10 protein-coding genes are annotated in these 25056 nt (G+C 49.2%); 2 read left to right on the forward strand and 8 right to left on the reverse strand.

Features of this window, described 5'->3' with window-relative positions; translation table 11 throughout:
• Window positions 1–53: 53 nt before the first annotated feature.
• Window positions 54–2513, reverse strand: coding sequence for a hypothetical protein (locus tag GF401_11725; protein ID MBD3345720.1), 2460 nt, complete (start codon window positions 2511–2513; stop codon window positions 54–56).
• Window positions 2514–2715: 202 nt separating this feature from the next.
• Here GF401_11725 and GF401_11730 point away from each other — a divergent pair, with 202 nt between their 5' ends.
• Together GF401_11730 and GF401_11735 are read left to right on the forward strand one after the other, a co-directional pair.
• Entirely contained in the window at window positions 2716–4398 is a 1683-nt protein-coding gene (locus GF401_11730) for a T9SS type A sorting domain-containing protein (protein ID MBD3345721.1), read from the forward strand.
• 238 nt (window positions 4399–4636) lie between these two features.
• The gene (locus tag GF401_11735; protein MBD3345722.1) at window positions 4637–7192 is read left to right on the forward strand and encodes a hypothetical protein; all 2556 of its coding nucleotides are present in this window, start codon (window positions 4637–4639) and stop codon (window positions 7190–7192) included.
• A 69-nt stretch (window positions 7193–7261) separates the two neighbouring features.
• On the opposite strand, the gene GF401_11740 is transcribed toward GF401_11735, so the two are convergent.
• From GF401_11740 to GF401_11770, 7 genes are all read right to left on the reverse strand, one after another.
• Window positions 7262–7474: a hypothetical protein gene (locus GF401_11740; protein MBD3345723.1), complete on the reverse strand. Its 213-nt coding sequence runs from the start codon at window positions 7472–7474 to the stop codon at window positions 7262–7264.
• Window positions 7475–7568: 94 nt separating this feature from the next.
• Window positions 7569–13319, reverse strand: a complete 5751-nt coding sequence (locus tag GF401_11745) for a hypothetical protein (GenBank protein ID MBD3345724.1) — start codon at window positions 13317–13319, stop codon at window positions 7569–7571.
• A 236-nt stretch (window positions 13320–13555) separates the two neighbouring features.
• Window positions 13556–15028 carry an IS110 family transposase gene (locus GF401_11750; GenBank protein MBD3345725.1) on the reverse strand — a complete coding sequence of 491 codons (1473 nt, stop codon included), beginning with the start codon at window positions 15026–15028 and terminating at the stop codon, window positions 13556–13558.
• A 1196-nt stretch (window positions 15029–16224) separates the two neighbouring features.
• Complete coding sequence (locus GF401_11755; GenBank protein ID MBD3345726.1) at window positions 16225–18030, reverse strand: hypothetical protein; 1806 nt, start codon at window positions 18028–18030, stop codon at window positions 16225–16227.
• Complete coding sequence (locus GF401_11760) at window positions 17924–21145, reverse strand: hypothetical protein (GenBank protein MBD3345727.1); 3222 nt, start codon at window positions 21143–21145, stop codon at window positions 17924–17926. Before GF401_11760 ends, GF401_11755 begins: the two co-directional genes overlap by 107 nt.
• Before the next feature lie 224 nt (window positions 21146–21369).
• Complete coding sequence (locus tag GF401_11765; protein MBD3345728.1) at window positions 21370–23157, reverse strand: DUF5011 domain-containing protein; 1788 nt, start codon at window positions 23155–23157, stop codon at window positions 21370–21372.
• A 21-nt stretch (window positions 23158–23178) separates the two neighbouring features.
• Entirely contained in the window at window positions 23179–25014 is a 1836-nt protein-coding gene (locus tag GF401_11770; protein ID MBD3345729.1) for a hypothetical protein, read from the reverse strand.
• Window positions 25015–25056 lie beyond the last annotated feature (42 nt).

The following is a 25056-nucleotide window of genomic DNA, read 5'->3' on the forward strand; positions in this document are numbered from 1 at the left end:
CTGCTTAAAAATTCTTTTATCCTCGTATAGTATCCTTCTTTTCCTCATCCCCCTCACCAGGCAATTTGCGTTGCCGCATGCGATCCAAGGCAATTGCCGGTATTATCGAATACTTTGACCGAAATAATCGCAAAATCAAGGCCCTCTGCGAACCGATTCAAAGGAATCGAATATTCCGGTTTTGGGCTGCGGAATCGGTACTTTTGCAGTAGTCTTCCCTGGACGGTAAACAGACCGGCTTCGATTATCGCTGCATTTGTATAATGAGGCGTGTGAATAAGAAGGCGTTTTCCGGTATTTTTGACGGCAAAGTCTGTATGATATGATGATTTCGGGTGGGGCTGATTAACTGGAGAAGGGCCATAGAGCGCCATGATATCGTCGCCGGGAACTTCAGCCGATTTGAATTTCACCTCCACATTATCGAGCCACAAGGTTCCACTGTTGCCGGTTTCGACCTGCCATTGGAATTTTTCTGTAACGTGCGGATCCATGGTTGTCGAGGGCGACCAGGGTGGCGGTTGTAGAGCGGAAAGCAGTACGGCTTGCGTTTTCCATGATGATGATCCCGAAAGAGAAGTGAGATTATAGGCGTAATTGCTTATATTTGACGTTGCGAGCATGAATAACACATTGTTAATTCCCTCTGTTTTATAATCGAATGTTATGCTTTCAACATTGCTGAAATCCAGAGTTTCACCTTCCTTGGTAACGTTCAGGCCAACACCGGCGTATTGGTCGACAGTAAACTGGATCTGAATACCGTAGCCCGGGTTACCGACATTCGGCTGGACCAGGTCGATGGCGTCGACAGGATTGGTTGTGGAAGTACCGTCGGTGCTTTTGTCATCGAACAGGTACCATGCGCCGTTCCATTCACTGACAGTTGATCCGTTTTCGAGATCATGGACCATCAGTGTCGCACCCGGCTCAACCGAAGGTTTTTCGTGGGGCGTTACAATGGTGACCGTAGTGTTCAGATTATCGGCAGGCGTTGTTTCATCGAGACCAACGACACTCAAGGCGGCCACAACCGATTCTTTGGTATAAAATCCCGCACCGTCCCATTGCGCGGATATCGTCATATCATTACCGCTGAAGGTTTCTGTTTTTCCGGATGTCTGGCTGGTCAGTTCGATACTCCATGATGCTGCTTTGTCGAGTTCGGCAGAAAAGGTAACTGTTCCGGGAAAGGTCGCTTCAGTTGTATTTGCGCTCAGTGCGGAAACCAGCGTTACCGGCTCGGGCGGTTCGATCGATCCCTGCATATCGGCATAGATATTGGGGAATTGTCCTCCGACTGCGGCAAACCCCAGCAATGCAAGCGATTGTTTGTAATAGTATTTTTCATCCTGCAATGAACTCGATCCGAAAAAATCGCGTGATGTACCGACAATTTTTCCCATGACTTTAGGGTGAAGTCCTTTTGATGAATAGCCGATATCTTTAGAGCCAAGAATGGCACATGACCACATGGCAACATTATCACACAAGCCTTTACTTTCCAGAACTGCCTGTCCGCTTTCGGTGTAGAGTGCCATCTGGGCGATCATGTAATTGATACTGGTTGTATTATTGTATTCCGTCAGCGTGCCTTTGGAATTTTTACAATATGCTATGGCCCGGGGATCGTTGAACCACAAGGCATCCATAGCAATACGCCAGGGCGTACGAATAGCATCGGGCCCCATACTCCGATCGCCGAAACTCGCATTTCCACCCGATGGCGTAATCCAGTTGGCGGCCTGACCATAATCATAACGGGGCATTTTATTGAGTACCTGGTAGCATTTGTCGATAACGGGCGTAAAGTCGACTTCATTTTGATAGGCGTTAAAAACCTTGAGCCATGCAGTAGCAAAATAACTGGGATTGAGATTATTGGTTCCATCTCCCCCCCAATTATCGCCCGGGAGAAGGTAATCATCCTGGGTCATGTTTGCCTTGATCGATTTGATTATTTCGAGGGCACGGGAGCCATAGGTGACGCTGTTTTTGCTGTATGATTCCCACAATCCCTTTTTCTGAAGCTCATCGGCAAAAACCAGCGCGATGCCGATATCGAGATCGGCATCGGTTGCAGCACCCTGGGCGCCGGCGGGATAGTTCCAGATAAAATAAGATTGACGGCTATCGTTCCACATGTGTGTATTCGCCGCCTCAAATATTGTATTGAAAGTTTCCTGATCGTTATTGAGCAAAGCCAGAATCATTCCGTATCCCTGGCCCTCTGATACGGCTTCGTTTTGGCCGGTGAGTGAGTTGTTTTCCAGACGCTGATGATTGACCAGGCCATTACTCATGAGAAATGTCGATTTGTAATAGGTCCACCCTTTTGCAATTTCACTTTTAAAAAAATCAGGATTGCCGTCCAGGTGATCATTCAGCTCAGGCGAATAATATAGAGAATAATCATATGCTGCAGGACGGCTATAGGGGAGGTTCCAATTCGCCTGTGAAAGCGTAACGCCAGCAAGTACCAGTATAATAATTGTATAGGTGCGGTGGTTCATATGTACTCCTGCATGGTTTAATGTGCCTTAGTGTGGATTTTTTTTGCCTTGAATTTTTAGTAGTCAAATTTACCCGCATGGTTCGGATTGATTGTTTATCGGCTTTTTGTGAACCCTCCCTGAACAACTTGTCACTAATTTAACATGCGGCGAAAATTTTCGAATAATCAAATATTCACTTATTGAAAGGAGCGGCCGAAGTATGATTACTATTCAGAAATGGCTCAAATGTTTTTCTATTGTCGGAGTTGTCCTGTGTTACGCAGGTGTGGCATTTGGACAGCAGTCGGTTATCGATGACCTTGAGGGAGGTACCAATCAGAACAAATTCCTCCAGTACTGGTACTATTATGATGATTGTGAGGACGGCGGTGATTCAAAGATTACCAATGCTGCAAATTTCGATCCCACAATATGCGGTGCGGGCAAATATGAGTTTGCTCCAACTGAAACTGAAGGATATAACGGTACCAACGGTGCTAAAATAGAATATGAAATGGGAACTACCGAGCCGACCTGCGGACCTGCCTGTACATATGGTAATATGGTGGGTATGGGAACCATGCTTGCCGCTGAAGGCGATGTTCTTGATATTACCGGTGCAGAAACCATTACATTCATGGCAAAAGCATCAGCGCCCATGACCGTCATTGTCGAAGTCGCAAGCGCATCAGTTCTCGATTTTGCTTATCATTACAGTGAATTCGATATCGGTACCACTTGGGAAGAATACACAATCGACCTTACCGACCAGGGCATTACTTTCCGTCAATACGACTGGACCCAGGATCCCGTTGATTTCGATCCGGCAACAGTCGAAAAGATCCAGTGGAAAATTTCCATGGACTACCAGACAAACCCGACAACAGGCTCACTTATTGTTGATGATGTCATCGTTGATGGATACGAGTTCAAGAGCCCCCTTGTATGCTGGGATTGTCTTGAGAGTGCCGGTTCCTGGGGAGCTACCGTCGATGGCTTTACGCTTTCGGATTTTGACGGCAAAACTCCCAATAAAAACAGCGTAGGATATTACTGGTATTGTTACAATGACGCCGAAGGACGGGCTGTTTCCGATGCTACTGAATATTCAAATATTTTTGGTGGCGTTACTCCCAATGATACCGACCCGACCAAGCCGATCATCCTTATTGACGGGAACGGTCAGGTAGGTGATGGCGCATATGTTGAATTCGAGCTTGGACCATCATACGATCAAAACGGCCAGACAATCAAACCCTTTGTTGGAATCGGTACCATGCTCGCCGACAACCTGCTGACTTCATTTTATAATGCAGAGGCTGCAGGAGCCGATGGCATTTACTTTGATTATAAAACGTCCGGCGATGTCGACAATATTCGCTTTGAAATCAAAGCAAATAAAGATTACGGTAATGAAGGTATCGTTCATCAGACACTGCTTCCCGGCACCGACGGCGCCTGGCAGGGTGCACGGGTACTGTGGGACGACCTTTACCTGCCCGCCTGGGATGATGTAGCGCTTCTTCCTGATAAGAGTCTGAAAATATCCGAACTCGAAAAGGCACAATGGGCTTTCCAGGGTTCACCCAATGCATCAGGATCCATAGCGGTTGATAATGTTGGATTTATCGGTGCATCGGATGTCGGTGTGGTCAACTTTGCAAAATCGACCCACAAACAAGGATTGACAATAGATCATACGCGGAATGAACTGCGCTTTGAAATGCCTGCAGGCGCCAAAGCGGCACATGTCGAACTGATATCGGCACAGGGCCGCCGGGTTGCTCAGGCTGGAAACGGCAGCTTCTCGATTCCTCTCGGTCTGGTCTCGAGCGGTATGTATGTACTTCGGGTACAATCGGACAATAACGTGAAAACAGTTCCGCTGTCAATTATTAAATAAGCAAACTCACTGCTTTTACCCCCCCCAGCCTCTACGCTCAAAACCCCTTTGAGCGGAGAGGCTTTTTTTTTATGAAGAAAAGGAGTGGTGGAGTGATGGAATAGTGGAGTGATGGGGTTACACTACTCCAATACTCCAACACTCCACTCTTTATTTCCGATGAACCGGGGAGCTTCCGGCCGCCACTAAAATTATAAGGCACAATCTAAATCTCTTATTTAACCAGCACCGGATTATTATGAAAAAACATTCTCTTCTGCAGGTATTCATTCTTGTTCTTGTCGTTACAATTGGTGCAGCCGACTATGGAAACCTTCACAACCTGCTGATCAAGTTCTATGGGTATCAGCGTTCGGGCATCCAGGGAAATCCACACAATCCTTTTTACGATCGGTCCCCTTATCCGCATAGTGGCGATAATTACAATGGAACAGATCTTTCCGGTGGATGGTATGATGCCGGCGATTATGTAAAATTCGGGCTGACTACCGGCTGGAGTGCCTATTGCCTTCTGAAAGGGTACGATGTCTTCCCCCGGGGCTATGATGACAACGATTCTTGGGATTATTCGGGAAATCCTGACGGCATTCCCGATATCCTGGGTGAAGTCAAATTTGCTACTGATTATCTGATTAAGGCGGTAATTTCGGAGAATACCATTGTCACCGATGTGGGCAATGCCTTTCAGGACCATCAGCAGTGGGTGAGTGGCTATCAGAGTACCGCTGCCCGCACCGTCTATACCAATACCGGAGCGGACATAGCCGGTCTCTATGCTGCTGCGCTTGCGTTGATGTCAAATCTTTACAAAGAACATGATGCTTCCTATGCGCAGCAATGCCTGGACAAGGCAAAGAGCGCCTTTACATTCGGCCTCAGGAATAATAAACTGTCCGAACAGCAGAGAGATCCCACACTGGGGGTGTTTTACGAGAACAACACCTGGAAAGACAAAATGGCGTGCGGCGCGATAGAGTTGTACCGGGTCACTCAGGATGAATTCTATCTCGACTGGGCGAAAGTGCTCCAGGCTGAGGTGCCCTCGCATTATTATGTCATGGGAACCATGAATGCCGGCGACCTCTCCGCATTCGAGTTGTGGCGTCAGGGAGAGACCGGATTTACCAGCTCATGGATGACCGATGTCAATCTTGCACTTAATCGTGTTGTTACCGAAAGCAATGCATCGGATTGTATCAAAGGTGCGTTTATCAATTCCGACTGGGGCGTTTGCCGTGATGCCGCCAATGCCGCATTTTCAGCCGCACTGGCATACATGGTAAAGGGAGACAGCCGGTACAAAGATTTCGCATTCCAGCAACTCAACTGGGTGGCCGGCATGTCGCCTTTTAACAAATCCTATGTTGTGGGCTCTAACGGCGGTCCCACTAACCCGCATCATCGGAATGCGAGCACACTCGGTATACAGGTTGACGGCGGTATTGTTTCGGGCCCGTCACCAAACGGCAGTTTCGATCCGAATAAGCCGGAAAATTCGAGCTGGTCTTTCACCGACAGCCGGGATATATATAAAAACACCGAAGTGGCAATCGACTATAATGCCGGTGCGATTGGTGCGCTTGCGTTCATGCGGGATTATCTGAATCCTCCCGAAGACCTGGTCCGCATAGCAGAAGGTCTTCGTGGCACACCCGATCCGGCCGATCTCAATACGGGAAGTGTGAGCATTACCTGCAAACTCGAAAAGAGCATTTCCTGGAAAGTCGTCCTGACCGGCCGCAACAGCGGTGCGAAAAAATCCTATACCGGCACAGGATCATCGATATCACTTACCTGGGCGGGGGAGAGCGACAACGGTACCTTTGCTGCAGGAGAGTATGTCGATATTATTCTCGATATTTCCGGGATTGCACCGTACCATCTCAGCCTTGCCCGGGGATCATTCTTTCTTTCCGCAACAAAAAAAGAGCCATTCAAGGCGACCGATATCCTTGTCGATGATTTCAATGACGGCGATATTACCAATAAATTCGAAGGGACCTGGTCTGCATTCTCCGACAAAAGCGACGGCGGTTCTTCATACACCTATCCCGCAACATTGGGAGCGACATCCTTTACCGACAATGGAGAAAGCGGTACCAAAGCCATCGTAGTACGCCTTATTGGTAAAGACGGCGCTGATCATCCACACGCAGGAATAAAATCAACATTCAACCCGGCCGGTACGGCAATCAGCCTCGGCTCGGCAAAGAGTATCGTATTTGATGTCCGCTTATCCTCAGACAGCGGTACGATCTGGGTAGAGCTTGAACAGCCCACGGTCACCGATCAGGCCTGGTATGCGCATAAATTAAAGCTCGCATCGAGCAACTGGACCCGTATCCGCCTCCCTCTGGTCGCATTCGAGCAGCACCCCTGGAAAAGCTCATCGATTCCGCTCGATATTTCATCGGTCAGCGCAATTCGATTCACTTACTATGGTACCAGTAACCTTCAAATCCTGCTCGATAACATTCGAATCGAAGATCTTGATATCGGCGGCGCACCGGTACGGGTCAAGCAGGTGGCTTTTGGCACTCTCGGTATTTCCGATGTCGAAATAAACACGTCAACACTCTCATACCGGATAAGCTCACCAGTGAAGAGCGGTAATCACCGTATTCAACTTTTCGGTTTGAACGGAAGAATTTATTTAAACCGGAACATGGAATCGCCCGGCGTTTCAGGGATCGTTCAAATCGGTGATATCACCCTCCCCAAAGGGATCTATTTCCTGCGATACGCTTTTGAAAACAGCGATTTTTCAGGTGATGCCATGATTTGTGTTCAGTAGGGAAGGGGATATTTGATAAAAGGACTGAAATATCAATATGTGGAAGGGGTTTCCACCCCTTAAACCCCATTAGGAAAATGCTTTTTGATAGGTTATGCCGATTAAAATCGGCATAGGAAGAGGCCCGACACGAAGTTTACTACCTGCAAAGCAGCAGCGGTTCCGTATCCCGCACAACTGCCGGCCGGATTCGAGAAATTCACGCTCTTCAACCCTCGGAGAGGGGTGGCATTTGCCCATTTCAATAGTACGCAAAGCTGGAGCATCATTTGTAACGCTCATTTCGACACTTGGACACGCTCAGTGCAACGCAGGCTCAGTGTGTCACCGGGCGGCGCATCTTTCTTACCCGTAATCTTTCCCCATCCCCCTCATCTCATCGCATAACCCCAATCTTCACCCGTTCCTTTTTCCCTTTACCTTCATCATCGGTAACGGTAATAATCGCAAGATAGGTGCCGCTTCCAACAGAGCGGTTCATAAGGTTCCTTCCGTTCCAGACATAATAGATGTTTGGAGAGTTCGATTCGGCGGAAAAGTCGCCCTCATTCACCCGGTTTCCCACCAAGTCGTAGATAACAATTTTTCCATCGAGCCTTACCCTGCTTTGTGTTTTTGCACGGGGAGTCACGGTAATAACAACGCCGTACCTGTATTCGGAGGTCAGGCTTTGAGGAATATGTCCCGGAACTTCACTGTTGCCGGGAGAAAAAGGATTCGGGGTGATCTGGATCACCAGTGAATAGGTCGATTGTACCGTTAACAGAGCCTGCCGGTTTTCGGCATGACTCTGGCCGGCATTGCTACTGTCGGTAATTCCGGCGAGTGGATTGATTTGAATCGAATCATTATCCGATGGGTATTCGGTATCGATTATTTCTTTTACAAGGTATATCTGCTTCTCCGATAAGGTATTTGATGGCGGATCCAGGGAAAAACTGTAGGAATCGCCGTTTTTATCGGTGAGAGAGAAAGGTGAACCATAATTACCGGGACGCACCGGCTCCGAGAACATAACCGTTAAGGTATCAGGATTTTCTTCACTATCCTGGGTAATGGTTCCCGGGGCATAGATTGCGGCGATAATGACCGGCGCTGCACTGTCGTTTACCGCCGAGAGAATCGTATCGCCGGGAAACTGCTCAAACAGCGCTGCTACATTCATTGTCCCTGCAGTTGCGATCCCGGAAGAATCCGCTGCTGCTCCCCTAATATCGACCACAAGGATCGTACTGTCATCAGAGAGATCGATTATCCTTGAACCGCCGATCCATGGGCCCGAAGAGCCTTCCCATTCAAATTTCAAGGAGATTTTTCCGGGATTAACCGCTTTCTCAAAGGAAAGTATCGCCCGATCGATAATACCGTCACCATTGTTATCCTGATACCAGGCCGATATAATTGACGGCGCCAGGAGCTTTTCCTCCACCGGAACCGCGCGGTTGTCACGATGCGCCTTGTTGCCGGGAAGATCGGTGATGAATCCTGAAAAATTGATAAGCAGTGAGTCGCCGTTACGCGGGGCGATCCCCGAGACAGTCATCGCTGTAACAGTAAAGTTTTGACCCTTTGTATCAGTGGCTTCAGCTTTTTCAACAGAAACAGGATAGAGTGAGCCGTTTCGCTTGAGCAGCAACGCCGTATCCTTGACTGAATACTCGGTAAGGGGTTCGGAAAAAGTGAGCGTGAAAACAAAAGAACCGCTCTCGGCTTTTTGCACCAGCGCCTTATCGGTCAGCACCGGTCCGGCACGATCGGCCATGGGAAAAGCATGCTCCCGAGCTGTTCCATGATAAGAAGACCAGGAGCGGCCTTCACCGGCACTCACCGAAGAAAATCCTGTGCGGGATGCTGCGAAGGGAGGATCAATCGCTATGTGCGTATTTTTATCATCAGTAGTGAGAGCATTACCGTCAATAACTCTCTGTTCGCCCGGTGAGGGAAACCAGAGGAGCAGGGAGTCGGGAAGCTCATCCAGGGTCATGGACCATGAGACGGATGCACTGTCGACCGCACCATCGCCATCGCTGTCGAAATAGGCGCCTGCCTGTGGTATGGGAAAGGATGCCCTGGTATAGAGAAACACCCGGGCGGTATCTGATGGATCGGTGGGATCCTGATAAAAAACAGTCAGCCAGTCGCCTTCATTCATAGTCATGCGCACCTCGCCTGTTGTATGCGATGAATTCACAATATCGACCGCGGATTGATTACGGAATGTGCCGCTTGTCGGCCCGGTCTCTACAAGCTTAACCATGAGTGTATCGCCGCTGCCGGGATTACGAACCAGTACCTCGAGCGTATCGATTGCATCCTTATCCGCATCGCCGTTCTTATCGGTGACAATGATATAAAAATCGGTCGTATCGATTGCAACCGTATCGGCGAGGGGAGAATCCGCAGTGTCGCGGAGGATCATGGTCGAGGGATGCTGTTCTGCGCCCGAAAATTCTACGAAAAAGTGATGATTCGAAAAGTCACAGCCGTAGCACCCGGTACAGAGCGAATCGGGGCCTCCGAATATGGTGATATCGACCACATTGGGTCCGTTTTCCACCGGCACCGGGATCGAAAGGTCCCATCGGTCATTTCCGGCATTATAGGTGGCAATGTCGCTGATATTGTCGACCCGTCCGCCGTTTACCCAGATATCATTGATAACGCCGTCACCGGTAATCGTGGCCCATCCTTTAACATCCACAACCGGGACCGTCCGTTCAACAGCAACATACTCCTCTGAAGGGTTATTGAGCGGTGAGGTGATTTGTGCGGTCAGTTCGTAGTGGGTCTTTTTGGTTTTCCGTTCCTGTTCCGATGGCGAATATCCCCAGACATACTCACCTTTGCGGTAGACACAAATATACTGATTGACTTCCTGCGCCCAGTAATCGCTGTCGACATCCTGCTTGCTCCGCTCCGGCACACCGCCATAATCCACGGGATCGCCATCGGCGCGGCTGTGGGGGCCGAAACTCCAGTCGTTATCGGTGATCTGATGTTCTGGCGGCTGATTCATGAGATCTTCATGGGGAGGCCAGGGACTTCGACGGTCAAAGATAACATCAAGCCGAATCCGGGAACCCGATTTCATCTCCACGCCGGTCAGGGGAATAGACAGATACCAGGCATAGGCTTCGGTTGACGGATCATACGTATCATCGAGTTTTACCGGTTTCCGGCTCGATATAGCCGTGCGAATCGTGGTGTTTTCGGAAAATTCCTGCTGAAACCCGGCTTCATCGTACATAATCCCGATATCGAGCCGGGCCGCAAGATCGTTCTCAAAACCGTCCTTTGCCCGGAAATAGAGCCTGATATCCAGTGAATCGTACGCTTTGACATCCTGGTTGACAATGTTCATTCCCAGCGCGGGCATGTCACTCCATTCGTAGCGTATGGCCCGGATATCGAATTCCACATGTTCCACCGGTGTGCGGAAATGATAATAATTGCCGTTGTTATCATCGGTATGGCCGCCCGATTCCACATAAAACCAGTAGTCGGTCTGCTCCTGCAGTCCGCCGATTTTTACATAATGAAATTCGGTCGGATGCCCGGCCACATCGCCTTCATGTACCGTCGACGGCGGCTTGGAGGACCCGTACACGACGTTGCTCCCTGAGGCTGCGCCCGGTGTGTACCAGAATATTTCTGCCGAGTCGGCAGTTACCCGGCATACCTTTACCGTATGGATCGATTCAACATTCGTGCAATTCTGCGGCGTTGTGAAAGTGAAATACGATTCATTGCCGTCGGTATCGGTCTGCCTGATCACCGATTCATTGCCGAGAACATCATTGACAAGTACATCGAATGCATAGACTGTTCCTTTTAAGAGGCCCGAAAGCGTAATGGTATGCATCATCCCCGAAGAATCGGAAGTTATCCGGGTTGTTGACAATGATGATTCTTCTTTATAGCGTACCGTTGCGGTGCCGTAGCGCGACTGACGGACCTCGATAATAGCCGTGTCGCATCCCACATAGACAATTCGCACTGTTGCCGACGGCGGCCCGGCGGGGTCATCGAGCGCAAGGCCCATCATGGGAAGAAAAATCGCAGTAACGGCATCGATAGAGACTTCGGTATGATAATAGCCGTCCATACCTCCCATGAACTCATCATACACCGAGGTCATGGTTGGATTGTATCCGGCCGAGAGTGCCCCCACAGGGGGGCGATACTCGTAAAACGCGCCGGGGGTGTTCTGGAGTTCGGGGTTGGCTGCCCGATGGTGCGGATGGTTCAGATTTTTATGGCCTGTCCCCACAACCATGCTTATATCCCAGGGATTCATGCCCAGCATGAAATGCACCTGCTTGAGCAGCAGGTTTTTGACTTCATCGGTTTTCCAGTCGGTCGAGGCCGGTGAGTTGGGGAGATCCTTACCTTCAATTTCGCTTGCGATATCCACGTAACAGAATAACTCGGTGATATTCCCCGACTGGTAGCGATTCGGCATCCAGTTATTATCCTGAATGTGCATCCATCCCCAGAGTGGATCGCTCTTGACAGTTGAGCCTTTCCAGTTGAAATCGGAACGGGGAAGCTCGATTGTATAGCTGCCGGCACCGACATCGGCAATGTCGACAATGAGGCAGTAGAGGATATCTTCGATAAGACCGAGTCGATCCTTCTCGGTAAGGCCGTATGATTGAGCTGTGGACGCATCTTTGAGGATAAGCCGGTAGAGTCCCCAGAGCGCATAGACTTCGAGGTTGTCCCAGCAGGTATTGGCGAACGTTTTCTGCGGGCCTGGATTTTCTTTAACAAACCATCCGCCGTCAAAACCGCCTTTTTTATAGTATGCGGAATCTCCTTTGCTGCCCACCGAACGATCGTAGAGGAGATCGTTTTTATAGGTGGTTTCACCGGTAGCCCACCAGAGCCCGAGAGCCGCCAGCGCGAGTTCATCATAGGTCATTCCTCCCCCGTGCATGGCCGCGCTGTATGACGCAGCGGGGTTTGCTTTGCCGTAATCGTAGAGCTTTTTGGCGACCTCGATACATTGTGCAGCATAGATTGCATCGTAGGGTTCATAAAGCTTGCCCACAAATGCACATCCGGCAGCCATCGAGCCGGCGGTATTGCCGCCAAGGCCGTGAGCAGTCGGACGGGGCGGGCCGCCGCGGCCGGGAGGGACGCCGTCCTGATACTCGGGACGGCCCCACCATTGATGGTCCGGGCCGTAACCACCGATTTCGGTCTGCATGGAGGCCACGCTTCCACCCGCGGCATCATAGGAGTTCAGCACAAAATCGGTCCCGATTTTTGCTTCATATAGAACATCGGGGATGCCATCGGTATTCACCGTGTGCGCATGATTTTTTCCATACCGGTCGGTGTCCCGGTCGGGCAACGCGGCTGCACAGAGACCCAGCACCGCCATAGTGTAGCCCATCGACTGGGGAACCTTGATATGATCGCCGGCATCATGCCAGCCACCGGTCACCGCATCCTTGAGATGACACCCCGGATGAAACCACGAGCCGGTAGGACCGCACCGGGCTACTCCGTAAAATTTGAGCAGAGCATCTTTTACCATGCCGTACACCGATCGATGGATTATAAAAGGTACGGAGATATCATCGCCCACCTTGATTTTATAGGAACCTTCAGGAAGATCGGGGATATGGCCTTCGTACACAGTCCCGGAGATTTCATCGCTTTGAATGCTGTATTTCACCGCACCGCCCGATATCAGTTGCGCCTTATGGTAACACTGTATTTCAAGGGAGCCCGAAGAGCTTTGACCGGTAGTGGTGAGTGTTCCTGAAGCAACTTTTTCATCGGTAGCAGCATCGAGCACATCAAAAGAAGCCCCGCTGCCGCCGACATAATAGAACAGTTTTTCATCATCGGGACGGTACCCCGCCTGATTGACCAATACCCGGCCGATTTGTAAGGTGATTGAATCACGGCTGAGCTGCGGCGTTGTGTCCGGAAGCGGATTGGCGATCGGTGCGTAGGGAAACGGGTCGGCTGTGCAGGGAAATGCAGCGATAAACGATGCAATCAGTGCCACGATAGCTGCATATTTGCCGATACGAGGAATAGGGGAATAACACCCAAAAGGCGAAAGATGTATAAAATCCCGCCGGATCTCTTTTACGCAAAGGGCTGTCATATATGGTTAGTGGAAAGGGGAGCGGAAGGGGTTCAGGAGAAGAATGAACGCACGAGATTACGAGCGCAGGAACATGCCGGTAATGCCGGCATGCGTGGGCTGAGTGGAAAGCATTGAGCGATTTTTTATTGCAGTTGAGATGAAGGTTATAGTTTAAAAACCATTATGTGCAAAAAACGGTGTTTTCCTTGGGGTTTTCAGGCTCGTAGTTTCTAAGGTAAAAATCAAATGTTTTTTCATTTTTTTTCAACAACCGCCGCCATTGCCTGTGCGAGTATCTCCCCGACACTCTGCGGCATGGCATTGATTTGCGCATGATCTGTACAAATATTACTTTTAATATGCGTGAGAGAAGGAATGACCCCGCTCTTGTGAACACCGTTCACTTGGGGCTCCTTTCTCTCCTTTTCTCTCCTTGTTTTTGTCTGTCTCCTGGATATAGGTGCTTTTTCGTCCCTGCTCTGATAGCGCCGGTGCTTGTCCTCCTTCTTTTTGCTTGTAGATATCCTCTTAATCTTTCTGTTTTTTTCATCAACCACAGGATCAAACGGCTTATTGGTTTTAAGCATTCCATAGATAATTCGCAAGATTTTATGCATACAGACACCAAGCGCTGCCATTCGAGGCATACCGCTATCAATGCATCGATTATACAGCTCTTTTATAACAGGATTATACTGAGTTGCCGAAAATGAAACCATGAAAAGAACTGCCCGCGGCCGAGCATGACCTTGCTTGCTGATGTGATAGCCCCAGCTTCCATCGCCACTTTGTTTATAAGCCGGATTCAGTCCAAAATAGGAAACAAGATGCTTCACGGTTGGGAAGCGTGCGACCGAGACTATATATATCAGCAAACCCAATGCGGAATAAGTACCTATTCCCGTAAAACTGCTGAGCAAATCAACCTCTGGCAAGTTACAAGTTTTTTCCAAATGATGTTTGTGTCTTTCTATCGATTCTGTAAGATTCTTTATCTGAATCACCGTTTCTCGCACCATAAACTCACTTGTTTCATCGATATGCGAGGCAACGGATTTTTTTGTTTCTTCGATAATTGTCTGGGCTTTGGCAATTGTCACCGATGGAATGCTCGTCAGTTTTTTTATCCGGGCATTAGCAAGCTTGCTGGCTGTGGGATAAGCGCTCAGAACCTCAAATACCCATTGAGGAACTCCATGCTTACAGTAACGGATAAGTTCTGGATGCGACAAATACATAAGAGATTCCAGATTGTTCAGAAGTTGAGAGCGCTGTTTTACGAGCAACTGTGTTGTATTCCATTGTCTTCGCATGCTCTGAAAAGCCATATCCTCATTATAGCACACTTTTTCGGGATAAGAGATCATATACGAGGCGATGTTGTGAGCTGCAATCGGATCGGTAATGTTGCTTTTCATGGTAGCCTCATGATGTTTTTTGACCCCCAACGGATTAAGCCGGGCAACCTTCAAAGGATATACCTCATGAAGTCTTACCAAAAGACTGTACCAGTTGTTTTCATATCCACCGGTACTCTCTACACCAAAATTGATCGTTGCACCTTTATGGCGCCGGAAAAAACTACTCAGAAATTCGGACAAAGCACCATGCCCTTCAAATGTATCGTCGAGTTGAAACGGCGCCTCGACGATTCGTTTTTGTTTGTCCAGGATTACAAAGTCCGCATATCCTTTGCTGACGTCGCACCCCATGAAATAATCTGTCATGCGCACTCCTTGAATGAAGTAAAACAGTACCAGTCAACGGCGTAAAAAAATGGACAGGCAAAATCACCCTTGTGTAATGCGGTCTCTCGGACCAAGTTTCTAACCGATCTTAGTCTGGCCGGAAGGGAGAAACTACGAGACGGGTTCAGGACCCAAGAGCCGAGCCTCCTCTTCACGCCAAGCTTAATATGCTTTATCACTGTCCAGGAATGCATGGGTTTTTTGAATGCTATTATTTTATACAGAGTTATCAACATTTCAACACTTATCCACAAAGAAGAAAGAAAAAGTAGCAAAAAGAAAGAAGAAATTACCAATACCATTTATATATATCACAAAAGAATTAATATACAAGAGCCGGTATGTCTGTAGAAAAAACAAGAGAAAAACCCTCCTTGAATGATAAATATATTCGAATGAAATTGGAATACTATCATAATCATTAATATTTAGATCAAGAGGGCACTTAGATTTAGCAGAAATTATAGAGGTGCTTATGATAAAAAATGAAATAAAATGTTTTTTCATGTTCTTTTGCTTTCCCGCCGGCTATAATATATTCTCTCTACCATTCAGCATAAAAAAACTTGTGCATAACTCCACATAGTCTGCAACCCATACCCTTCATTTACAGTAACCTCAAAGTGCCGGATATATTCTTATGGGAACATAGTGTGAATATTTCCGTGATTTCTTGCGAGCTGTTGAATTAAAATGAGTTGCGTAGGCCCGACCCGGATTATCTTTTCGAGCAAAATGCAAAAAGAATAATGTACGCTCAGCATCGAATTTGTACGCTCAGCATCAAATATTAACGCTCAAGTGAGAATTGCAAACGCATTAGATGGGGTTTCGAACGGTTCGAACGGGTTCGGACCACGTTTAACTCACTGAAAGCAAACAAATAACAACGAAAAACCTCAAAAATGCAACCTCTCCGAGTTAGAAGAAAGAAAACCCTGTCCTGTCGCAGAGGCTATTTACAAGCAAAAACATGGGGCACAATTTCTTCCTATGCCGGTCTGCCGGCATAGCATATAATCAAGCATTTTCCTACCAGGGTTTAAGGGCATGGAATGCCCTTCCATATGCTTCTATTTAAATGCTATTATTCCAACCGGCTGCAAGGCAATCTGCTCACCCCGGAAGATGTGCTTCCGGTGTGTTTTGTGCTGATGGCAAATGAATTCGCATAATCAGTGGTTGCTGATGTGCATTTTCCTGATCCCTTTTTTCATTCCATCAGGCAGAAGGATTATCGGGGTTGACGGGAGCCCGTGAATGTTTTTGTATATGGCTGGTACCATTTTACCGTTGATCGAGAACGCCCGCAAGCACTGATTATTCCTGATACGAAAAGATAATCCGTTTTCCCGAGATTCGGGGTAAGAACCATCGAGCACAACCGCACTTTCGCCGGTGTCAACCGGCGCAAGTTTCGAGATAATGTATCCCAGTGCGCCCACCAGCCCGGAATTGTAATCGATACCGCCTTCGGTGTAGCTGTACTGATTGATATCATCGACAAATGATGATGCATCCAGCGTACCGCCAACCATCAAGCCGAACTGTTTGTTACGATCGGGGATCGTGAGCGAATTTTTAGCTCCGTCGGAAACATTGTTGTCGTTGAGAAAGACATTCCGGTGGTGAGGATGCTGCGGAGATTTATTGCCGAACCCGACCACAAAGGATTGTCCGGCAGCGTTTTCGCCGAGGATATAGTCGATCGTTGCATAGATGAAATTATCGATATCGCTGTTCTCTTGCAGTTTGTCGTTGAGTGCGCAGGCGAATGCCTGGCCGGCGCTGTACCTGAGAATGCCCCATGATGCTCCGGTTGCGCCGACGCCCTCAGCGGTGACATTCGATTTATACCGGTTGACTATCTGATTGAGAAGGTTTTTCTTTCCGGCAACGCCGATCTTTGCCAGGTTGTAAACAGCGAGATCATCGTTATTGGCGTAGCAAAGTGACCAGTTATGATCGTTAACCGAACCCGATTTACCGATGGCATCGTCGAGGTACTGCTGCTCGCCGGTAGTCCAGTACAGCTCGGTGGTCATGATAACGAAATCATCTTCCCACCGCGCGTTTGCGGTATAAAAGCTGCCGTCACCGGCGCCCACTGTTCCCGGATGGGCTTTTGCATATTCGTAAGCGTGAAGCGCATGCCGGAGGCATTGATCCGCATACGGGGAGTTATATTTTTTATACACCCTGGCCATCAGGGCAAGGGTTGCACCGCAGAAGGAAGCCATGGATGCCCCACCGGGATTTTTATACACAGTCCGCGGCTGACCGCCGTCACTGGAAGAGAGTGTTGCCATATTGACAGAGGTCACCCATTTCTTATGATCCTTGGCGCCTTCACCAACCTGGTAATAGAATGTCGAATTGTCACGTGCGCACCTGATGAAATAATCGGTGGCATACTTGACCTCATCGAGAATATCAGGAATACCGTTGGGACTGCCCCTGCCGCCTTCCCAGGAGAAATCACCCGATGACTGATAGCCGTGATAGTCAAACGAGTAATAATCACCGAATCCTTCCGGAAACTCGGCATATGCTTTCAGCAGTACATAGGCGCTGTAGAACTCGGTTTGACCGAACTTCACATGATCGCCGCAGTCATGCCACCCGCCTGCAAGGCTGTAGCTTCCGTCGGCATCTTCGGTGAAATCGACCCCCGCACCATGATCCATGATCAGCCAGTTCGGGCCATCGCCCGAGCGCTGACCGCCGTACATGCGGGTGGTCATCCAGTGTGCTTTCTGATACTCTTCTACCGAGAGTTTCCCCGCTCCCTGCAGAACAGGGGCGAGAGACATAATTCCACAGAAAAGAATGTTTGCCATGTTGCGAAATTTCAAATCGGTATCCCTTTCTTTTTTATCGTGCGCCGCCATGAAGCAGCAAGAGTGTGGTGTGTTTGTTTCCGAGAGTAATTCTGCACGCGTACATGCCGGAAGCCAGACCGTTTTTTTTATCCCAGACATACCGTGCCTGACCGGGTTCGAGCTTTCCGGAGTTGTGAATGCATGTGCCCAGCATATCGAAAATCTCTATCCGTGGACGGGCATTGTCGGTGTTTATCCAGGTGAATTCCAGCGCTCCGTTGGGAAAACGACGGTGGAACAGCCCCTGACGACGATGCAAAACACCATTCGCTTTCAGGGGCATGATGATCGAGTCGCCCGAATCGCTGAGAAAGACGACATTGTCGATCGCAAGGAACCCGTCTCCTTCTCCCACAGCCCTGAATTCGAGGTCGTAAATATCACCCGGCCCAATGCTTGCCACGGCCTCGCCCCATCCGTACTGACTTAAATCCTGCCAGGCAAAAGTCATGGTTTTCCACATACCGCCCGTGTTGTCGAGAGGCATATTGAACTCATCGTAGTCGGTTACTTTCGTGCTGTTGACATGAAGGAAAAATGATTCTGCGCCCCCCGAATGGCTCGATGCATAATCGAACCGCATACCGGTGATTGTCGGTTGCATTGTATCCATGAAAAGTGTGTCGAGCGGGAGGTTTAATTTCGCAAAGTTGGAATATCCCAGATCCGCAGGCTGCACAACTGTAAAATCTGCCCTGAGGCTCAGGTTGTCGCCGGATCGACGGTCGATGGAAAGTGCTATTGATGATTCATTCTTGCCGTGAGCATAGGAACGCCATCTGGCTGCATCCGGAAGACTGCTGACCAGATTGCTGTCCTGGAAATTGTCAATAAGAAGGACTGGACGCAAGCGGCCGGAAACGGAAAAGGGGAGACTGTCGATCGTTGATTCTCCAGATTCCGTCATCGCCTGTACATAGAGCACATGCTCACCCTTTGCAAAGAGATCCGGAGCCAATGCGAACATAAAGCTTTCCGAGGGACCGTCAAAGCCGCCGTCAACCGAAACCAGCGCAGAAAAGGAATCCTTCGAGTCGACACTGTAGCCGATTCGGGTAACAACCGAACTGTTCCCGGTTGCCGTCCCCCATACTTTCAATGAATCACCACTCCGTAGACGTCCGGGCTCCGAACCCAGATGCACTATATCGGGCTTTGTATCCGATGAAATACCGTTATGGTATGCGACAACCGCAACGGATACCGGAGGAAGCATTACCGCCTGAATCGAATCGAGGCTTATCCGTCTGGAAACCGGTCCGCAATTGGGTGCGGCATAGGCTCTTTTGTCAATGCCGTTCCAAGAAAACAGCTCCTCATTCCATTGATACCAGTCTGCTGAGGTATAGTTGGTTCCTTCAATCGATATAGTTACTGCAAGCGTATCGTTGCCGGTGTTGCACAAAAGAGTCCGGAACTGGTCTGCAGTGTGTATTCCGTAGGCCCGGAGACCGCTGTTGCGCTCGTAATTTCCGAGTACCGGCGCCTGACCGAAATCGCTGCCGATCCAGAGCGCGTTGCTCATATAACTCGACCACCAGGCAGCCGAGGGGGCGTGAGTAAATGATGAATAGACTGTCTCGCCGACAGGATTGAACAGGCTGAGACTTCCATGGGTGCCGTCAGGCCCCGAGCCGCCGCCTTCGTAGGAATCCCAGATCACGGTCATTCCCCGGTAGCCGAATTTTTCGACAAACCCGCCGAACATATTGGCCAGACATACCGTATTGACCGGTTCCATGAGAATACCTGCCATCTGTACCGACATGTTGTATTCACTCATGAACACCAGCGTGCTTTCGGGCTGCAGAAGATACGCATCGATCATGTCTAAAAGCGTGTCGCTCTTTTCATAAACATAATCGGATTTTTCGAGCATCGATGACTCGTTTGGCCGTGATGAAAACCAGTAGGGGTAACAGTGAAAATCGACGCCATCGCAATACGAAACGCCATCGGTTTTTTCGATTGCTCCCACATATTCCAGAAAAGTATGCATCCATGACTTGAGATTGAAATCGCCGCTTGCCTGTCGGTTGAAATCCGCGCCGGCTAAAACCGGGCCGAAAACTTTTATGGTCGGATCGACCGCTTTCATGGCTTTGCTGAATGCGATAAACTTTTCGGCATACATCGCGGCGGTTACCGGACCACCTTCTTCCCAGTCGCCATCCATCTCATTACCCACCTGCCAGTAGCGAATATCATAGTCCTTGACTTTATTGGCATACCGAACCCATCGGGCAGCCTCCTGCGGGGTGCCGGTGCTGTAATTGACACAAATGACCGGTATGGCGCCATACTCGAAACTTTCAACATAGTCCATGAACGATTCAAAATCCCAGTCAACCCATCCACCGGCAAAATCTTCGCGCATAATATTCGCAGGATGAGCCGAGAGGGCAATAACTTTTGTCTGATCGCCGGATTCCTTCCGGTAGCTTTTGATATTATTCGAGATCTGTTCGCCCCCGCTGTAAAGATAGACTTCCCTGACCTGAATATCCTTTGCACCCGAGGCACTCAAGGATGATTGTATCCGGAGATAGCTCGTGCGCCGTCCGGTATCGAGAGAGCAGGCGAACACCGTATCGGTATTGCCGGTCACTTCCTTTACCGTTTTCCACATGTTGCCGTTGGTCTGATGCGGTCCCGGATAGAAGGTCCCGGTGCCGGACCAGACGTCGATCGCAAAATCGACTCCATGGCGCTCTCCCCAGACAACAACAATCGAATCGATCTCATATGATTTGTCCAGTTGAAGGTAGAACCATGGACTGGTTTGGGTGACATAAGGATCGCTCCACCACATTGTAGCAGTGTCACCGTCGGTGATATGTGATGACCCTTCAAAACCATAATGGTATTTCGAGGTTCCCCGGTGCTTTGTGTGGACCACGAATCCGGGGGTGTATTCGCCGGTATCGGAGATCCAGACGCCGATGCTGTCGTATTCACCGCTTCCGTTCCAGTGATAATCATTGGACATGGAGCCGTTGGGAAAACGAAACAAAGAGAACCGGGCTGTTTCCATACCGTGTTTGATTTCTTCGTACAAATGGTTGGAATTCCATATGGGAAGGCAGGTGCCGGTAAGACGGGAGGGATTAAGAACAGGTTTCTTTGCGGCTATATCGAATTGAACATCGACCGGCTCTGCAGCAAAGGCAAAAAGAGAAAACAAAAAAATACAGGTGCTGATGAAGGGTATCATTTTCGTATTCTTTCTATTAACGAACAAGGTGATGCTTTTGCTTAAAGAGCAAAGCTATTTAAGCGTTTAGCCTGTGCTGCAATACAAAACCGGCGGGATTCGCCAGAGCGATACACCGATCCGGTACAGTGGCCCCGCCGGAGCACTGCCGGGCGGGGTTACGCGTGTTTATAACTCCTGAGCGCTTGCCTGAGCCCGCTTTTATTTTTGGGCTCTTGTTTCTCCTACGGTGCGAAAACAAATGCAAAACTGCCGTCGGTAGCCACCCAGACCAGGCTTTCGCCGTCCATGGTAACATAGTATTCACCATCAAGACCATCGACTCCCGACCCGACAAGAGAAAAATGCGCACCGGGTGAATTGAACGTCTGAGTTACCCTTCCATGGAGTGGCACATACCAGCTCGGATTGCCGTTGGTGGTATTGACTGCAAGCTCATAAAGTCCGCCGTATTCTCCGGATTGCCAGTTAATCTTTAAATTCGCCACTGTTGCAAGTGATGGACCATTGCCTTCGACAGTAATTGAAGGGAGTGTGGCTTCAATACTGGGCAGAGGCGATTGGGACGGCACCCCGTATTTCTCCAGAAGATTGTCGCTGGTACCGCTTCCGCTGGTATCCTTTGTCACTTCCACCGTTCGTGTTGCCGATGACGTATTCCCTGCGGCATCTGTTGCCGAATAGGAGAGGAGATAGGTGCCGATCACTGAGGTATCCACCGAGCCGGTGATTTCTATGCCCGATGAAATATCGCCATCGACATTGTCTACTGCCGTAGCACCGGGGTCGGACCAGGAATCGTCTTTGAGTATTGTTGCCGGATTATCGCCATTCAGGGTAATGACCGGGGCGACCGTGTCGGTGTTCGAAGGCCTTGCTTTGACTTCAACCATCCGTTCAATCGAAATCGAATTACCCGCATTATCGCTGACACTGTAGGTTATCGTATAGGCGCCTGCGGTTGAAGTATCCACCGAGCCGGTGATTACTATCCGTGAAGTAATGGCGCCGTCGATATTGTCACCGGCTGTTGCACCGGGATCATTATAGGAATCGCCCGTATAGATCTCCAGCGGATTGTCGCCCTTTAAGGTGATAGTGGGCGGGACCGTATCCAGACCCACCGGTTTGTCTTCAACAATGACCGTCCGGTTTTTCACTGTTTTGTTTCCCGCGGCATCACTGACCGAATAGGTCACCACATAGGTGCCGACCCGAGAAGTAACGACCGAATCGGTTGTGATAATTTCGGAGGTGAGTTCGCCGTCAATATCATCGAGAGCCGTAGCGCCGGGATCATCAAAGGATGAATTGAGTGCGATCGTGTATGGATTATCGCCGGTCAGCGTAATGACCGGTGCGATGGTATCGGTCAGGGGTGCATCAACAACTGAGACGGTTCTTGATTTACTCGTCTTGTTTCCGGCAGCATCCTGCACCGAGTAAGTGATTTCGTAGGCGCCTAAAATGTCGGTATTGACCGATCCGGCAATATCGATTGAATCCGAAATGTCACCATCGACGTCATCAACAGCCCGTGCACCGAATTCATAGTAAACGCCGCCTTTATAAACGGTAATCGTATTCGAGCCGTTGAGCGTCAGGGTCGGCGCCTGGGTATCGGGAAAATCGGCAACAATGACCGTCCGGGAACGGGTTGCCTGGTTGCCTGCTTTGTCGAAAACCGTATAGGTGAGAGTATAAACGCCTTCGGTCTGCGTATCCACCGCACCATTCCGGATGACTTCATGAGTAAGATCACCGTCAGTCTCATCGGTCGCGGTTGCACCAGGGTCGGTAAATGATGCTCCGATGGGGACTTCAATGGTATCTTTGCTGCTCAGTGTCAGTTCGGGCGCGGTTTCATCCTGACTGGTAACATTCTGATCGCCGTTTTGATAATTGGTACCGCGACTGTCGAGCGGGTTGTCAAATTCTACTTTCGTGCAGCCGCCGACCAGCAGGGCTACCGTAAAGACTGCCATAATTCGTATCAATTTGTCCTTTGTCATGTATTCTCCACCACAAAAAGTTTACCTGCGCATAATCGGAATGGTGACATTAAACGCAAGGCCGGTTGCCGACACACCGGCAACCGCATACAAAACGTTCCGTACCATTGTCAATTGTTCAAGCTCCTCGTGAAGGCGATCTATGTCACCCTCACCGGCTTTTTGATATTCATCGTAGGGTTCATCAATCAGCATATTTGTCGCCAGCCCGCCGGCAAATGCTCCGACAGCAAGGATTCCCGTCGTGATATTGACAAAATTGCTGAAACCCGATCGTTTTTCGGTATTTGTTTCGTTGAGCCCGAGAGAAATATCCCTTTGTGCATAGGCTTTTTCCTGCTCAGCCTGCTTTATGGCCATGCAATGATCCGTCATGGATTGCACATTCTCGGAGGTGCTCCAGGGCTGATTCAGAACACTCAGCAGTTCGAGTGTTCTTTCGCAATCATCGCTTTCGAATGCATACCCGGCAAGCGCTATGCTGGCCTCAGGATCGCCGGATCGCCACGTACGAATATCCTGATAGACCTCAATCGCCATATCTCTGTTGCCGCTCTTTTCAAAGAGACGGGCTGCCTGCAATGCTTTGTCACGATAGGCGGCCCGGTCAAGCTCAAAAAGTTTCAGATAACTTGCCGCAGCCTCATTCATTTTTCCGGTCTTTTCCTGAATTTCACTCAGTGCCAGCCACCCGTCAACATAATCGGCCCATAATGCCACGCAACTGGAATACGCGAGAATTGCAGACTGGTGGGACTTTTCAGCTTCGAGATCCTTTCCGATTCGAAGATATATTTCGCATTCAGATTTTCCCGAAAGCCCGGATACGTATTTAACAAATTCATCAGCCTGTTTTATCGTACCTTCCCGTACACTCAACCGTGCCAGAGCGATATATGCCTTGACATGGGAATTGTTTAGAGCCAGCAGGTCGGTAAATGACGACCGGGCCGATTCGATATTTTTCATTGCTTCGAGTGTCATTCCCTTTTCATACAAGACATCCTGCTTTATCGCCCCTTCGGAAGGAACAGTGTTGATAATTGCAGATGCTTTTTCGGGTCGCTTGCTTTTTCTGTAATAAGCAGATGCTTTGATATGAAGTCGCGGGTGGGCATCATCAAATTTGCCGATAAGACGGTTGAGAGGCTCCAGCGTTTCTTTGAAATTATCAGCCCGTGCATACAAATTGCTTGCCGAATAAAGTGCAAGCGCCATATCGGGATCATCTGCCGCTATCTTTGTGCACTGCTCGGCAATTTCATTCAGCGTGCTTTTTCCACTTTCGCCTGCAGCAATAAGGTTTTTGCCAAGGGCCCGTGAGCTTTTTGCTTTTGATCCCAGTATGCCGGATATGCGGAGCTGATTTTCACGATCTGCGGATGGAATTTCGAGTATGGCCAGAATGCTGTCAACACAAGCATCCATGCCCGCATTAATGTTGTCCAGGTCGACTGTTTGAATGGCGTTTTCTTCAGATTGCCCTTTTTGTACAGGAAACATCTTTATATCAAGTTTGACCATGGTTTCTCCGGTGGGCTCATATTCGATATACACAAGATGAGTCCCACTCACCGTCTGAGCGGCTTCGATGAGTGCCCGCTTTGAAACACGACGGGAATAATCCCAGTAACGGGGGATCTGGGCACTTATATCCCCGGGATCTATAAGGCACAGTGAAGGAGCTGCGCTTATTTTAAAGTGAAGATATTCATGAAGCAATGCCGCAAACCATTGTGTTTTTTTGTCGGTATCGTAGCCGTAGTAGGCAGGACGGCCTATTGCAAGATGGATTGTGGAATTCGACTGCGCCATTGGAACAGGTTCGATTTCTTCACTACTACTCTCCTCAATCACGTCATCCTGAGACGAATTGTTTAAAACCTCTTCATCCGGAGA

Source organism: Chitinivibrionales bacterium (assembly GCA_014728215.1).
Classification (GTDB): Bacteria; Fibrobacterota; Chitinivibrionia; order Chitinivibrionales; family WJKA01; genus WJKA01.

What these genes read in the sequence shown, in the direction of transcription:
- GF401_11750 (MBD3345725.1), bottom strand. Translation starts at nt 15,028, where the DNA reads ATGACAGATTATTTCATGGGGTGCGACGTCAGCAAAGGATATGCGGAC.
- GF401_11760 (MBD3345727.1), bottom strand. Translation starts at nt 21,145, where the DNA reads ATGATACCCTTCATCAGCACCTGTATTTTTTTGTTTTCTCTTTTTGCC.
- GF401_11765 (MBD3345728.1), bottom strand. Translation starts at nt 23,157, where the DNA reads ATGACAAAGGACAAATTGATACGAATTATGGCAGTCTTTACGGTAGCC.
- GF401_11725 (MBD3345720.1), bottom strand. Translation starts at nt 2,513, where the DNA reads ATGAACCACCGCACCTATACAATTATTATACTGGTACTTGCTGGCGTT.
- GF401_11755 (MBD3345726.1), bottom strand. Translation starts at nt 18,030, where the DNA reads ATGTCTGGGATAAAAAAAACGGTCTGGCTTCCGGCATGTACGCGTGCA.
- GF401_11730 (MBD3345721.1), top strand. Translation starts at nt 2,716, where the DNA reads ATGATTACTATTCAGAAATGGCTCAAATGTTTTTCTATTGTCGGAGTT.
- GF401_11745 (MBD3345724.1), bottom strand. Translation starts at nt 13,319, where the DNA reads ATGACAGCCCTTTGCGTAAAAGAGATCCGGCGGGATTTTATACATCTT.
- GF401_11740 (MBD3345723.1), bottom strand. Translation starts at nt 7,474, where the DNA reads ATGAGCGTTACAAATGATGCTCCAGCTTTGCGTACTATTGAAATGGGC.
- GF401_11735 (MBD3345722.1), top strand. Translation starts at nt 4,637, where the DNA reads ATGAAAAAACATTCTCTTCTGCAGGTATTCATTCTTGTTCTTGTCGTT.